Raw genomic sequence first — 14398 nt, 5'->3', positions numbered from 1 at the left:
CCCTGCCCCCAACCTCGCGGCTCCGACGCCCCGCCCCCCGCGAACACCCCTACTCGATCGTCCGCAGCGTAGACATCTCCCCCGTCGACCCCCGATCGACCCCGATCACGTTGACGACCTGCGCGCCGCCGATCGACCCCCGCATCGTATTGCCGCCGACGATGCTGAGCCCGCCGTCGACTACGAGCGCCTCGCCCGTGACGAACCGCGCGTCGTCGCTCGCGAGATACAGGGCCGCGGCCGCGATGTCCTCGGGCCGGCCGTGCTCGGGCCACGGCTGCGCGCGATCGAGGAGCTCGCCCATCGCCTCGGGGCTGCCACGGTGCAGGAGCGGTGTGTTGATGCCGCCCGGGCAGACGCAGTTGACGCGCACGCGATCGGGCGCCATCTCGATCGCGACTGCGCGCGTGAGGTTGATGACGGCCGCCTTGGCGGCCGAGTAGGCCTGCGGCCCATCGCCGCCCGACAGCCCCGCCACCGACGCGGTGCTGATGATCGTGCCGCCCTGCCCCTGCGCACGCATGAGCCGCCCGCCGTGCTTCATGCCGAGAAACACTCCGCGCACCAGCACCGCCATCGTGTAGTCGAAGTCCTCGACCGCGATGTGCGTGATGGGACCGATCGCGCCGGCGACGCCGGCGTTGTTGAAGACGCAGTCGAGCCGGCCCCAGGCGCGCTGCGCGCCCTCGATCGCCGCCTGCACGTCCCGTTCTTCCGTGACGTTCGCGCGCACGAACTTCACGCGATCGCCGTGCCCGGCCTTCTTCGCCAGCTCGGCCGTCTCCGCGCCGCTCTCCGCATTCAGGTCCGCCGCGAGGACACGCGCGCCCTCGGAGAGAAAGCGCAGCACGGTCGCGCGCCCGATCCCATTCCCGCCGCCCGTGACGACGGCAACCTTGCCTTCGAGTCGTCCTGCCATCCGGGGCTCCCTAGAACATTGCCGGCGCGGGGGCCAGCAGGGTAGAGACCGTCATGCCGAACCTCGAAGAGACGGTCGCCGCCCTCGCGCGCCGCGTGGAGCAGCTCGAGGACGAGCTCGCGATCCACCGTGTGATCATCCGCTACGGCCTCGGGGTCGACGCCGGCGATCCCGACCGCGCCGCCGCGGTCTTCACCGAGGACGGCGTCTACGACGTCGACGTCGGACGCATGGAGGGGCGCGATGCCGTGCGATCGATGGTGCGCGGCGCGCGCCACCAGGAGATGGTCGGCCACTGCGCGCACCAGATGGGTCCGGCGGTCGTGACGCTGCACGGCCCCGATCGCGCCAGCGCCGTCGGCTACTCGCGCGTCTATCTCGAGACGCGCGCCGGCACGCACGTCTATCGGGTGAGCCTCAACAAATGGGAGCTCGTGAAGCAGGCCGGCGCGTGGCTCATCGCCCGGCGCACGACGCGCGTGCTCGGCCACGCGGAGGCGTTGAACGTGATCCGATAGGACCGCCCTCCAGCCGGTCCTCGACGCGATTCGTTTCGACTCAGGCAGAGGGCTATGAGAAGCGACCTGGAAGGAGGAGCCCCATGAGCCGCACGCAACCCCTCACCGGAAAGACCGCCATCGTGACCGGCGCATCGAGTGGCATCGGCCGCGCCGTCGCCGAGAAGCTGGGCGAGGCCGGCGCCACGACCTACCTCGCCGGCCGCACGCTGTCGGCGATGGAGGAATCGAAGGCCCGTATCGAGAAGGCCGGCGGACGGGCGATCGTGGTCGCGCTCGACGTCCGCGATGTGAAGCAGGTCCAGTCCCTGGTCGACCGCGCCGTCCGCGACACGGGGCGCCTCGACATCATGGTGAACAACGCCGGCCTCTCGTACCCGACGCCCATCGTCGAGGGCGATCCGGAGGAATGGCGCGCGATGCTCGAGACGAACGTGCTGGGACTTCTCGTCGGCAGCCAGGCGGCGGTGCGCGCGATGCGTGCCTGCAAAGCCGAGGGCCACATCGTGAACATCTCCTCGATCGCCGCGCAGCGCGCCGACTCGGGCGTCTACGGCGCCACCAAGCACGCCGTCACCTGCATCAGCAGCACGCTGCGCCGCGAGCTCGAAGAGGACACGATCCGCGTCGTCGACGTCCGTCCCGGCGCGATCGCGACGAACTTTGCGCGCAACTTCGACCCGGCTTTCGTCACCGGGTTCGTGCAGGCGACCGGCGTGAAGGTCGACGTGAAGCGCGGCGAGCGGCTACCGGACGAGGTGATGGAGAAGCTCCAGCCCATCATGAAGCAGGTCCTGTCCAGCGCCGAGGACGTCGCGAACGCGGTGTTCTACGTGGTGACGCAGCCGATCCACGTGAACGTCGCCGAGATCGTCGTGCGGCCGCCGAAGCAGCTGAACCTGTAGGGCGCGCCGCCCAGGTCGGCGGGCCCGCAACCGCCGTGCAGGTCGTCGTCAGCCCCCGGACGGTCCCTTTTTCCGGGGATGCGCGCCCATTGCCAACAACAACCTGATCTCGCTATGGGTGTACCAATGTACCCCGGATTGTGGCGGATGGCCGCATTGCTCGTCGCGCTGGCGGCCATTTCCCTACCGGGCACGGCAGGCGCCCAGACCCCGATCGTTACGATACAGGCCACCGATGCCAACGCTTCGGAGGTCGGTCCCGACGCGGGCACCTTCACCTTCACGCGCACGGGGAGCACGACGCTCGCGCTCTCGATCACCTACACGATCAGCGGCACCGCGGGGAACGGCGCCGACTATTCGGGCATCAGCACGGGCGTCACCTTCCTGGCAGGCAGCGCCACCGCCACGCAGACGATCACCCCGCTGAACGACGCCCTCGTCGAGGGCCCCGAGATCGTCGTCCTCACGGTAGACGACGGCGCCCAGTACGACGTCGGCGTCGCCGATACCGACACGGTGACGATCGCCGACAACCCCGTCCCCGTCGTCACCATCGCCGCCACCGACCCCAACGCGTCGGAGGTGGGGCCCGACGCGGGCACCTTCACCTTCACCCGGGTGGGCAACACGAGCCTCGGCCTCAGCATCAACTACACGATCGGCGGCACGGCGGGGAACGGTGCCGACTATTCGGGCATCAGCACGGGCGTCACCTTCCTGGCAGGCAGCGCCACCGCCACGCAGACGATCACGCCGTTCAGCGACGCGCTCGTCGAGGGCCCCGAGACCGTCATCCTCACCCTGGACGACGGCGCCCAGTACGACCTCGGCGTGGACACCGACGCCACCGTCACCATCGCCGACGCCCCGCCGCCCACGACCACCAGCACCTCCTCGAGCACCAGCACGTCGAGCACCACCAGCACGTCGACGAGCTCGTCGACCTCGACGTCCTCGTCCACGTCATCGACGTCGTCGACCTCCACGTCCTCGTCGACGCTCACGTCGACCACCTCGTCCACGAGCACGTCGACCAGCACGACCACCTCGTCGTCGACGTCCTCGTCCACGTCGTCGAGCACGACTTCGACGACGAGCACGTCGACCAGCACCAGCACGTCGACGTCGACTTCCTCGTCGACCTCGTCCACCACGACGAGGCCGCCGACGACCACGACCACGCTCCCCGAGGCCACCTGCGGCACGATCCCCGACGGCCCCACGTTCGCCTCCATCGAGTGCCGGCTCACCGCGCTGCAGGATCGCGTGAACACGGCGCCCGACCTCGGTAGCTACCAGTCGAAGCTCCGGACGAAGCTCGACAAGCTGCTGGGCCGTGCGCACGCCGCGATCGACGCCTGCCGCGACGCCAAGCTCGACCGGGCGAAGGCCCGATTGAAGGAGCTCGTGAAGGGGCTCACCGGCTATCGCCACCTCCTGGCGGGCCGCGCGGCGCGCAAGAAGCTCGATCCGGAGGTGCGCGCGAGCTTCCTCGACGCCGGCGAGCCGATCAAGGCCGACGCGCTGGCGCTCCGTGGCGCGCTCGCCTGCCCCGACGACGCCCCGTGACGCAGCGTCCAGGGCGGCGTACGATCGGGCATGCCAGGCGAGGGCCTTCCATCGCGTCAGATCGGTAGCTTCGCCGATCTCCACCTGACCGACCGCGTGTGCCGATTCGGTCCCGAGGACCGTCCCTTCGAGGAGCGTCACACCGCGTTCACGGTCGCCGTCGTCGTCGAGGGCACCTTCCAGTACCGCGTCGGCAAGGCCCCGGTGACGCTCACGCCGGGTTCCGTGATCCTCGGAACCGCCGGGCAGGACTTCGTGTGCTCCCACGAGCACGGTCGCGGCGACCGCTGCGTCTCGATCGACTTCACGCCCGAGGCGCTGGAGGACGTCGCGCGCAGCACGGGCGCGCGGGACGCCCGGTTCCACCACGCGACCCTGCCGAGGAATGCGCGCCACTTCGCGGCCGCGCGGATGCTGCTCGCCGGCGGAGATCCCGTGCCGCCGTCGGCAGAGGAAGTCGCGCGGGCGCTCGCCGCCGACGTCCTGCGCAGCCAGAGCGAGCGGACGCGCGCGCCGCAGCCGATCACCTGGGCGGAGCAGCGTCGCGCCGTCGCCGTCTGTCGCGTGATCGACGAGCGTGCCGCCGAGCCCCTCTCGCTCGCCGAGCTGGCGGCGCACGCGCGCCTGTCCCCCTTCCACTTCCTGCGCTCGTTCAAGCGCGCCCTCGGCGTCACGCCACATCAGTACCTCGTACAGACGCGCCTCGGGCGGGCGGCCGCGCTGCTGCTCGATACCGATCGGGCCGTGACCGACGTCGCCTACGAGGCGGGGTTCGCCGACCTCGCGAACTTCAACCGCTCGTTCCGGCAGACCCTGGGGTGCACCCCGCGCGAGATGCGTCGCCGCAAGATTCGCAAAGTCTCGTAGCGGACCCTCGGCTAGCCTCCGGAGCATCGGAGGTGAGCCATGGCCGAGATCGTCCTGCACCACTACCCGCGCTCGCTGTACGCCGAGAAGGTCCGTCGCGTCCTGGCCTACAAGCGGATCCGGTGGCGATCGGTCGAGCAGCCGATGATGTCGCCGAAGCCCGAGCTGGCGCCGCTCACGGGCGGGTACCGGCGCGTCCCGGTGATGCAGATCGGCGCCGACGTCTACTGCGACAGCGCGTGCATCCTGCGCCGGTTGGAAGCGCTGCATCCCGAGCCCGCCTGCCTGCCGCCGGCCGAGGCCGAGATCGTGGGTCTCGCCGAGGACTGGGCGGACCGACGGCTCGTCTCACTGGTGATGCCGCCGACGGTGCTGGCCCTCCTGCCCGTCTTGCCGCCGGACATCCTGGTCGATCGCGCGGCGATGTCGCCGATGCTGAGCAAGGAAGCGTTCGCCACGCTCGCGCCGGCGGCGTTGCGTCAAGCGCCGTTCGCGTTCGATCGGCTGGAACGCCTCCTGCGCGATCGTCCCTTCATCCTGGGCGACGCGTTCTCGCTCGCCGACGCCGCCTGCTTCCACCCGCTCTGGTTCGCGAGGAGCTGTCCCGAGCTGGCGGCGGCGATCGACGCGCGTCCCGCGCTCGGGCGCTGGATGGCTCGCATCGAGGGCTTCGGCCCCGGCAACGTGCGACCGATGGCCTGCTCCGAGGCGCTCGCGATCGCCCGCGAGTCCGAGCCCGCCGACGTCGCGGGCGGAGCGACCGTGGTGGCGGGCCTCTCGGTCGGGGACGACGTCATGATCACCGCCGACGACTACGGGCGCGAGGGCACCGCCGGCAACGTCGTGCGTCTCGCGGCGGACGAGATCACGATCCGGCGCCGCGATCCGGAGCTGGGCGACCTCGCCGTGCACTTCCCGCGCGCGGGCTACCGGATCCAGAGGCAGTGATTCGGCACGCGGCTCCGAGGTAGACTCGTCACATGCCCTTCCTCGTCTTCGACACCGCCATCGGTCCGACCGGCCTCGCGTGGAACGACGCCGGCATCTCCGCGATCCAGCTTCCCGAGGCGACGCCTGCGAAGACGCGCGCGCGCCTGGCCACGCGCTCCCCCGACGCGGATCGCGAGGCCACGGCGGGTGCGACGCCACCCTGGGTGACGGACGCGATCGGCCGCATGCGTGCGCACCTGGAGGGACGCCCGCAGGACCTCTCCCCCGTACGGCTCGACTTCGAGCACGTGACGCCGTTCACGGCGCGCGTCTACCAGGCCCTGCGCCGGGTTCCGGCGGGAGAAACCGTCTCGTACGGCGATCTCGCGCGCAAGGTCGGAGCGCCGGGCGCGGCGCGCGCCATCGGGCGGGCGATGGCCACGAATCCCTTCCCGATCGTGGTGCCGTGCCACCGCGTGCTCGCCGCCGGCGGCAAGGCGGGAGGGTTCTCGGCCTTCGGCGGGCTGGTGACGAAGGATCGCCTGCTCTCGATCGAGAAGTCGCCGGTCCGTCTGACGGCGGCGACGAAGCTCCCGTATGACGCCGACGCGGCGATCGGGTACCTTTCGGAAGCCGACCCCGTGCTCGCGCGGCACATCGGACGCATCGGACCCTGCGCCCTCGAGCTGAAGCAGACGAAGAAGACGTTCGACGCGCTGGCCGAGGCGATCGTCCACCAGCAGCTGAACGGCAGGGCCGCCGCCACGATCTTCGCGCGCGTCTCGGCGCTGTGTCCCGGCGGCCATCTCGATTCGAACCACGTGCTCGCGACGAGCGACCGGGCCCTGCGCGGCGCCGGCCTCTCGGCAGCCAAGCTCGCGAGCCTGCGCGACCTCGCCAAACGCACCGAGGCCGGGCAGGTGCCGACGCTGGCTGCGCTCGCGACGATGGACGACGAGGCAATCGTCGAGGCGCTCACGGCCGTGCGCGGCATCGGCCGCTGGACCGTGGAGATGCTCCTCATGTTCCGCCTCGGGCGCCCCGACGTCCTCCCGATCGCCGACTTCGGCATCCGAAAGGGCTTCGCGCGCGTCTTCCGCACCCGCAACCGCGACGACGAGCTCGCCGCTCCCGCCGACGTCACCAAGCGTGGCGAGCGCTGGCGCCCGTATCGCTCGGTCGCGAGCTGGTACCTCTGGCGCGCCGTCGGCTAAGGCGATCACGCGGCCGACGGGGCGCTGAATCCGGCGAGCGCGGAGCGGCGAGGCCGGCGGTGAGGCGGAGGCGCCTGCGTAGCGGCGCGACGCAAAGTCGGGCCATGACGCTCCGAGTGTTTTGTCGCGCGGCGAAGCCGAAGCCGGAGCCTCACCGCCGGCCTCGCCGCACCCCGCCCCGATTCAGCGGCGCTTCACGGCGCCGTCGACGTCCAGCATGCGGTGTGGTCGTCGCTGCGGACGAGCTGGACGGTGACCGACGATGCGGGCGGCGTGGGCGGCATCGGCAGCGAGTTGCCGGCGCCGGTGACCAGGAGCTTGTCGGCGCGGTGCCCAACCTTCAGCATGATCTTGGTGAGACCGAGGCTCTGGCCAGTGGCCGAGCGGTACTCGTAGCCCCAGGGCTTCGCGCGCCAGCAGGGGCGTCCGCTGCACACGCCGCCGGGCGGGACGCCGGTTGCCATGAAGAGCGCGCCGCTCGCGTCGTAGACGCACAGGTCGTAGCCGGCGCGGTTGAGCGTCGGGTTCGAGAGCTGGCCGAAGGAGACGACGTTGCGCGCGCTCCACTTCCACGACAGGCGGTGGTGGACGAAGTCGAGCTGCAGCTTGATCTTGCGGGCCGGGGTGCACGGCAGCGGCGCCGGCGAGCAGGCGGCAACGGGGGGCGGCGGGATCACGGTGGCGGCGGTGGCGGCGTTCGAGACGCCGAGGACCAGCGCCAGCGCCCCGAGCGTCGCGCGAGAGTGGAGCCGCATCCGCGATAGGGAGTGCAAGGGGCGTACCGATCCCCACGATCGGCCTTTCCGCCGCTTGCCGGCCCCGAACCGGACGGAGTTCCGACGCAGCGTCGTTCCGGTGACGCTGGTCAGACGTCGAGCTTGAGGGCGAACTGCTCGAGCCCGTCGCCCCCCATGATCTCGATGCGCGGCAACGCGATCGCCGAATCGCGGAGGGTGCTCGGCCCGGGCTCGCACGAAAGGCCGTACAGGTAGCCGCATGCGCCGCAGAGATGGTGGACGACGCGATCGGCGTCGCCGTAGGGATACGCGAAGGCGGTCACGGCGTGACCCAGGCCGCGCTCGAGCGTCAGGCGCGACCGGGCGGCCTCGCGCACGATCTCGTCCGGCGCGAGCGCGGTGAGCGGTGCGTGCGTCGCGGAATGCGATCCGAACCAGACACCCTCGTCCCGCAGCCGGCGGATCTCGTCCCAGTCGAGCAGCGGGACCTCCTCGCCCATCGCGACGTCCCAGCGGTTGGTCTTGCCGATCAGCTCGGAGACGAGGAAGACGACGGCCCCGAAACCGTAGCGACGGAGCAGCGGCCACGCGTAGGTCGCGAAGTCGCGATAGCCGTCGTCGAAGGTGAACAGCACCGCGCGGCCGGGCAGCGGGCGGCGCGTGCGGAGCGCGTGCGACCACTCGACCAGGTTGGTGCCGCGGAAGCCCGACTCCTTCAGGTACGCGAGCTGCGCCTCGAACGCTTCGGGCGTCACGCGGTAGCGCGCGGTGGCGGGCGCGCCCGTGGGCGCCACGCGATGATACATGAGGATCGGCAGCCGCTCGGTCGTGACCGTCGCCGACCGGGTGCGCGGCGGCGCCTGGTCGGCCGACACGAGCCGCGCCGCGACGCTCGGCGCCATCTCCCCGTACTCGGCGTCGATCACGCGCTCGGGCGGCAGCGGCTGCGCGCGCGGCGTCGCGGCACCATCCTCGCGCCGGAAGAGCTGAATGCGATACGGGACGGTGCGCAGCTCGACGAGGAAGCGGAGCTGCGGCAGCGCACCGAAGACGTCCGCGAGGTCCTTGGCGCTGACGGACGCGTCCCAGTCGAAGCCGGGCATCCCCGGCTCGTCGCCGGCCATGTTGGGATGCGCGGTGAGGAAATAGCCGCCGGGCGTGAGCGCATCGGCGATCTTCGCAGCGAACGCAGGGAGCGTCCGGCGATCGGCGACGTAGTAGAGCATCTCGCTGCACACGATGAGATCGAATCGGCCGGGGAAGGCATCGTTCACGAGGTCGAAGTGGACGAACTCGACGTCGCCCGCGGTGCCCGTGCGCGCCCGCGCCCGCTCGAGGGCGAGCGTCGAGATGTCGGCCGCCACGAGGTGCTCCACCTTCGCCGCGAGCCGCGCGGTGAAGTGCCCCTCGGCGCAGCCGAGCTCGAGCGCGCGCGCGATCGGACCCGCGGGAACGAGGGCGAGCGTCTGCTCGTACTTCACCTGCTCGTACGGCGTCGTGTACTTCCAGGGGTCGGCACCGGTTGCGAACAGCCGCTCGAAGTCGTGCCGCCCGTAGGCCCGGGTCGTCTCCGTTCGTGCCTCGGACGCGGGCGTCGCGCCGCCGGCTGCCGGCCCGCCCCACAGAAGATCGGGTGCGTAGACGACGCGGTCCCGCTCCGGACCCGGCACGACCACGATCGGCTCGCCGTCGAGCTCCGTCGATGCCACGACCTCGCGCACGGCCGAGGCGGGAAGGGTCGCGCGGCGCGACGCGCTGCTGCCGATCGACCCGGCGGCGCGGCGGCCGACGATCGTTCCACCGGCGCCGTCGAGCGCGCGGCTGGCGGCGTGCGACCAGTTCGGGGAGAGGAGCGACGTGCCGCGCACGCGCACCGAGGACGAACCGACGGGCCGTACCGCCCGGCGTGCGGCCTCGGCGAGCCGGCGCCGCAGCGTCGACGGCGGCGAGAGCGCCGTGCCGAGGAGCGCCTCGCGAACCGCGACGACGCACAGCTCGACGCCGCTCGCCTCCGTGATCGCCGCCCGCAGCGCCTGCGCCGGCAGGCGCGGTCCGGTCGCGGTGATCGCGACTGTGCCGAGCGCGACGCCGCCGACCGTCGCTTCCACCGTGAGAGGGCCTGGCGTGACGGCGAGGTCCTGGAGGTCGTCGCTCACCTCGACGGTCACCCAATCGCCCTCGACGGCGCGCGGCTGCGTGGGCTCCTCGGCGAGTGCGGGATCGTAGAACCGATCCGACGGCCACTCGGGTCGTCCCCAGAGCTCCTGCAGGAACACGGTCCAGCCGGCGCGATCGTGCAGGTCCTGGATGAAGGCGCCGCTGCCGGTGCGCACGTCCGTGGTCGTGAGCAGGTTGCCGCGCCAGCGCCACAGGCCCTGGGCGTCCGGCTCGACGTGCGCCTGGCGATAGACGTCCTGCTCGAAGAACCGGCACAGAATCGACCACGCCTGGACGGAGGCGATGGCATCGGCGACGACCGGCGCGGGGACCAGGCCGTCCACGACGGGGACCTCGACGTTGCCGAGGCGCTGGCCCATCACCGTGGCCTCGCATTGGATGCGCTCGACGCCCGGCGGGGCCGTCACGCTCTCGATCGGACGGGTCACCTCGACGGCGATGCGCATGGTCGACCCGACGATGCGTGGCAGCGGCGCGTGCGAGTGCTGCTGGACCAGGACCTCGAGGAGCCGTCGCACGCGGCGGGCGAGCCTCGGCACGCCGGAGCGCTCCTCCACCGCGACGAGGAACTCGTCGACGAGTGGCTCCGACTCCGCCCAAAGGATGTCGCCACCCCGTGGCCCGAGACGTCCGGGAAGCAGGCCGGCGTGGACGATCGACTGCGCCAGGGTCGGCGGATCGAGGTTCGGCCACAGCTCGGGGCGCACCTCGTCCAGGAGCTGGCGCGCATCGACGCCCTGCCCGAGTGCCAGACCCGCCGTCCAGCAGAAGAGGCCGATCTGCGTCGATTCGAGCTCGCCCGGCGGCAGCTTCGGCGCCTCGCGGCCGGGACCGCCGGGAATCCTGGGATCGGCGAGGTGTCCGCGCTCGACCACGCGTAGCCCGTCGCGCAGGAGCTGGACGGCGTCGAGCGACAGCGAGCCGCTGCGCAGCCGGTAGTAGGCCAGCACCTCCTCGACGACGCCGAAGCGGACACCGGAGCGGACGACGCGCTGCCAGAGATCCCAGTCCTCGCAGGTGCGCAGGCTCGTATCGAACCCGCCGACGGCGACGATGGCGGCGCGCGGCACGAGGCACGAGTGGATCGAGAACGAGCAGCTCGTCCGCAGCGCGGCGATGAGGTCCTCGGGGCGGCCATGGAACCACTCGGGCACCATGTCGCCGTCGGGCGAGACGCGCGCCCACCCGCTGTAGACCGCGTCGAGCGATGGATCGGCCGCGAGCGCACCCAGCAGCGTCTCCATGTGCGCCGGCGCGATCCAGTCGTCGGAGTCGAGGAACAGGATGAGATCCGCGGCGGCGGCGGCGATCCCGGTGTTGCGCGCCGCCGACGCACCCTGCTGGGCCTGGCTCACGACGCGGATCCGTGGATCGCGCGCGGCGATCTCGCGCACGATGTCCCCCGTGGCGTCCGTCGACCCGTCGTCGACGACGATCGCCTCCCACCCATCCACGGTCTGCGCCTGCAGCGACGCCAGCGCGCCGGCGACGGTGGCCTGCGCGTTGTGCGCGGGGACGACGACGCTGATCGTAGGACGGGGCATTGGGCGCGCGTGGCGAAGGAGCGCTAGCGTGCCGCCCGCGTCCGCCAAGGGTAGCGGGTGCCTTGGCATCTCTCCGACCCCCCGCGCATTCGGCTGACTTACCTGAATCGCCGTCTCGCTGACTAGCCCGCCGGCGTCCTCACCTCCCCAATTGATGGGAGGCCGTTCTCATTGAATTCGCGCGCGCGCGGCGCGACGCTCGCGCCGTCTCCGAAAGGGAGGGTGGTTCCATGCGAGCTCTCGCGTTGGCAGTGATCCTGGCCGCCACGTCCGCCGCTCCGGCACGCGCCCGGCTGATCTTCGATCCCGGCGACTCCGCCTTCACCGGCGCCGTGCTCGAGGTCTTCGACGCGAGCACGGCACCCGCCGGCGCCCTGGCGTTCACGCTCACCAGCGGCGGCTCGGATTTCGACTTCAGCACGACGAACACGCACGGCCTCTATCGCTGCGCCGGCGGCATCGCGGGGGACATCTGCCAGCTCGAATCGTTCTTCCCGGAGGGGATCACGCTCACGATCGATCCCCCGGTCGCGGCGATCGGTTTCCAGTACCTCCTCGCCGAGTGCCGCGGCGTCATCACGTTCGTGGGTACCGGCGGCAGCGAGCGACACCAGTTCCAGTTCGGCGAGCACGACCTCTTCGTCGGCGCCGCCGAGATCGGCGACATCGGCACCGTGACGCTCAACGACACCTGCTTCGACGCGGCCTGGAACGACCTGCGCTTCGTGCCCGGCTCCGGCACGACGCCCGGCGGCACGGCCGACCTCGCGGCCACGAAGACCACGTCGGACGATTCGGCCGACGACGTCACCTACAGCCTCATGTGCACCAACACGGGGCCCGATACCGCGACGGGAGCGCAGATCGTCGACTTCCTGCCGCCGCTGCACCCGTACGGGAGCAGCACCGTGCCCGCCGCGCTCAGCAACGACGGCACGGTGGCCACGTTCTCGGCCGGCGATGTCGCTGCGAACGCCTCCGCGCAGGTGGGCGTCACGCTCGGGAAGCCGCCATTCGGGCCGGGCGGCCTCCAGTGCAATTCCATCACCACCAACGTCGAGCGCGTGACGTCGAGCTCGAGTGAGCCCGATCCCACCGACAACGTGTCGGTCACGCACGCGTTCTTCGACAAGTCGTCGCGCGGCGGGTTCCCCGAGGTGTGCGGCAACGGCATCGACGACAACTGCGACGGCCGCGCCGACTGCGCCGACCCGGCGTGCGACTGCGTCCCGCAGCTTCCCGCGGCGCCCGGCCAGCCCGACTGCTCCGGCGGTGAGCTCGCCGTCGTGCCGGATCTGGACCTCATCGTGTCCGGCGTCGCATGCCTGCCGGCGGACACGCCGGCCCCCGTCCACCGCTGCTGCGTCGATCGGGGCACCTGCGGCGACGTGTGCGTGCCGGCCTTCTGCTGCGACGGCTCGACGTGGTCCGATCCGAGCCTCTCCAACCTCCAGCGCCTCTCGCAGTGCGACCTCGGCGTGCCCGGCTGCGTGCCGCACGACCCGAACTTCAAGGAGGCCGATCCGCGTGTGAACGTCTTCGGCTACGGCTACACGCAGGCGGCGCGCCGCCACACCTACACGCTGCACTACGAGAACGACGGCACCGCCGACGCGCACGACGTGTCGATCATCGACGTGCTGCCGCCCGATCTCGACGACACGACGCTCGACGTGAACGACGGCGGCACCTACCACGCGGCGACGCGCACGATCACGTGGCTCGATCCGGTCGTGACGCCGAACGAGCCGCGCACCGTGCACTTCTCCGTGAACGTGCGCGCCGACGCGCCGGTCGGGACGCGCATCCGCAACGTCGGGACGATCGTCTTCCCCGACGCCGTGCCACCGTCGCGCGTCGACACGAACTTCGTCGAGCACACGGTGGTCGACGACGCGACCGCGGTCGTGCCCGACCTCTCGATCCTCGGCTGCGAGCCCGCCGGGCCCGACACCTGGCGCATCCGGCTCGTCAACAACGGCTTCGGCTACGCCTACAACGTGACCGCCCTCGCGGTCGACCCGCCGCCCTGCCGCATGGTCAGCGACGGCCTCGCGAGCTTCGCGCATCCCGACGATCCAGATCCCGACGAGCTCTCGACCGTGATCCCGCTCGCGACCACGACCAGCCGCGACACCGTGACCATCGCCGACCTCGGAGGCGATCCGTGTCAGGCGCTCGGGTGGATCGTGCGCTGGGAGGACCCCGCCGAGAACACGTTCTCGCGCTTCGTTCCGCCGCGCCCCGACGTGAATCCGTGCCCCGGCACGACGACCACTTCGACCAGCACCACCTCGTCGACGTCGACCAGCACGTCGACGTCGTCCACAGAGCCGCCGTCGCCGACCACCACCACGACCACGTCGACGTCGAGCACGACCAGCTCCAGCTCGACCTCGACGACGACCACCTCGACCGCCCCGACGACGTCGACGACCGGCGCGGGGAACCAGCCGCCCGACTGTCGCGGGGCGAAGGCGTCGCCCGCCAAGCTGTGGCCGCCGAAGCACCAGCTCGTCCCGGTCGAGGTCTCGGGCGTGACCGACCCCGACGGCGATCCGGTCGACGTGGTCGTGACCGACGTCTTCCAGGACGAGCCGCTCCAGGACCGCGCCACCGGCAACTCCTGCCCGGACGCGAGCGGGCTCGGGGGGCCCAGCGCCATGCTGCGCGCCGAGCGCATCGATCCGGCCAAGGACGGGAACGGGCGCGTCTACGTCGTGCGGTTCACGGCCAAGGACGGCCAGGGCGGACACTGCCGCGCGTCGGTCAAGGTCTGCGTGCCGGCGAAGCCCGGCCGCCGCTGCGTCGACGACGGTCCGCTCGTGAGGTCGACGGGCCCGTGCAAGTCGAGGGAGCGCGATTGAGGGGGCTCACTCTCCGCCGATGAGCCCGACCTGGTTCGCGGCGTGCGCGCCGCCGTCGACGACGTAGAGGGCGCCGTTCACGAACGACGCGTCGTCCGAGGCGAGGAACGCGACGGCGGCCGCGAGCTCGTCGGGCTGTCCCAGGCG

11 protein-coding genes are annotated in these 14398 nt (G+C 71.6%); 7 read left to right on the top strand and 4 right to left on the bottom strand.

Going from position 1 to position 14398, the window contains the following annotated elements; translation table 11 throughout:
- Positions 1–49: 49 nt before the first annotated feature.
- Entirely contained in the window at positions 50–919 is an 870-nt protein-coding gene (locus tag VMS22_02580) for an SDR family oxidoreductase (GenBank protein ID HXJ32899.1), read from the bottom strand.
- A gap of 53 nt (positions 920–972) precedes the next feature.
- Between VMS22_02580 and VMS22_02575 the strand changes: the two genes are divergently transcribed.
- From VMS22_02575 to VMS22_02550, 6 genes are all read left to right on the top strand, one after another.
- Complete coding sequence (locus VMS22_02575) at positions 973–1437, top strand: nuclear transport factor 2 family protein (GenBank protein ID HXJ32898.1); 465 nt, start codon at positions 973–975, stop codon at positions 1435–1437.
- Positions 1438–1520: 83 nt separating this feature from the next.
- Complete coding sequence (locus VMS22_02570; protein ID HXJ32897.1) at positions 1521–2342, top strand: SDR family oxidoreductase; 822 nt, start codon at positions 1521–1523, stop codon at positions 2340–2342.
- Positions 2343–2468: 126 nt separating this feature from the next.
- A complete protein-coding gene (locus tag VMS22_02565) occupies positions 2469–3914 on the top strand; it encodes a Calx-beta domain-containing protein (protein ID HXJ32896.1) in 1446 nt (481 codons plus the stop codon).
- 30 nt (positions 3915–3944) lie between these two features.
- A complete protein-coding gene (locus VMS22_02560) occupies positions 3945–4781 on the top strand; it encodes an AraC family transcriptional regulator (GenBank protein HXJ32895.1) in 837 nt (278 codons plus the stop codon).
- A gap of 39 nt (positions 4782–4820) precedes the next feature.
- Complete coding sequence (locus tag VMS22_02555; GenBank protein ID HXJ32894.1) at positions 4821–5729, top strand: glutathione S-transferase family protein; 909 nt, start codon at positions 4821–4823, stop codon at positions 5727–5729.
- A gap of 32 nt (positions 5730–5761) precedes the next feature.
- Positions 5762–6925, top strand: a complete 1164-nt coding sequence (locus tag VMS22_02550) for a methylated-DNA--[protein]-cysteine S-methyltransferase (protein HXJ32893.1) — start codon at positions 5762–5764, stop codon at positions 6923–6925.
- A 194-nt stretch (positions 6926–7119) separates the two neighbouring features.
- On the opposite strand, the gene VMS22_02545 is transcribed toward VMS22_02550, so the two are convergent.
- Positions 7120–7680 (bottom strand): hypothetical protein, encoded by a 561-nt coding sequence (locus VMS22_02545; protein HXJ32892.1) that lies wholly within the window; start codon positions 7678–7680, stop codon positions 7120–7122.
- Between the two features lie 110 nt (positions 7681–7790).
- Positions 7791–11384: a trifunctional glycosyltransferase/class I SAM-dependent methyltransferase/polysaccharide deacetylase gene (locus VMS22_02540; protein ID HXJ32891.1), complete on the bottom strand. Its 3594-nt coding sequence runs from the start codon at positions 11382–11384 to the stop codon at positions 7791–7793.
- Between the two features lie 230 nt (positions 11385–11614).
- Here VMS22_02540 and VMS22_02535 point away from each other — a divergent pair, with 230 nt between their 5' ends.
- Complete coding sequence (locus VMS22_02535) at positions 11615–14251, top strand: DUF11 domain-containing protein (GenBank protein ID HXJ32890.1); 2637 nt, start codon at positions 11615–11617, stop codon at positions 14249–14251.
- A 6-nt stretch (positions 14252–14257) separates the two neighbouring features.
- On the opposite strand, the gene VMS22_02530 is transcribed toward VMS22_02535, so the two are convergent.
- On the bottom strand, positions 14258–14398 hold a 141-nt coding region (locus VMS22_02530), incomplete at its 5' end, for an SDR family oxidoreductase (GenBank protein HXJ32889.1).

The organism is Candidatus Eisenbacteria bacterium, assembly GCA_035577985.1.
Classification (GTDB): Bacteria; Desulfobacterota; Binatia; order DP-6; family DP-6; genus DATJZY01.
Note: the sequence above shows the minus strand (reverse complement) of the source record. Positions and strands in the feature narration are given on the sequence as shown.

What these genes read in the sequence shown, in the direction of transcription:
- VMS22_02580 (HXJ32899.1), bottom strand. Translation starts at nt 919, where the DNA reads ATGGCAGGACGACTCGAAGGCAAGGTTGCCGTCGTCACGGGCGGCGGG.
- VMS22_02575 (HXJ32898.1), top strand. Translation starts at nt 973, where the DNA reads ATGCCGAACCTCGAAGAGACGGTCGCCGCCCTCGCGCGCCGCGTGGAG.
- VMS22_02570 (HXJ32897.1), top strand. Translation starts at nt 1,521, where the DNA reads ATGAGCCGCACGCAACCCCTCACCGGAAAGACCGCCATCGTGACCGGC.
- VMS22_02565 (HXJ32896.1), top strand. Translation starts at nt 2,469, where the DNA reads ATGTACCCCGGATTGTGGCGGATGGCCGCATTGCTCGTCGCGCTGGCG.
- VMS22_02560 (HXJ32895.1), top strand. Translation starts at nt 3,945, where the DNA reads ATGCCAGGCGAGGGCCTTCCATCGCGTCAGATCGGTAGCTTCGCCGAT.
- VMS22_02555 (HXJ32894.1), top strand. Translation starts at nt 4,821, where the DNA reads ATGGCCGAGATCGTCCTGCACCACTACCCGCGCTCGCTGTACGCCGAG.
- VMS22_02550 (HXJ32893.1), top strand. Translation starts at nt 5,762, where the DNA reads ATGCCCTTCCTCGTCTTCGACACCGCCATCGGTCCGACCGGCCTCGCG.
- VMS22_02545 (HXJ32892.1), bottom strand. Translation starts at nt 7,680, where the DNA reads ATGCGGCTCCACTCTCGCGCGACGCTCGGGGCGCTGGCGCTGGTCCTC.
- VMS22_02540 (HXJ32891.1), bottom strand. Translation starts at nt 11,384, where the DNA reads ATGCCCCGTCCTACGATCAGCGTCGTCGTCCCCGCGCACAACGCGCAG.
- VMS22_02535 (HXJ32890.1), top strand. Translation starts at nt 11,615, where the DNA reads ATGCGAGCTCTCGCGTTGGCAGTGATCCTGGCCGCCACGTCCGCCGCT.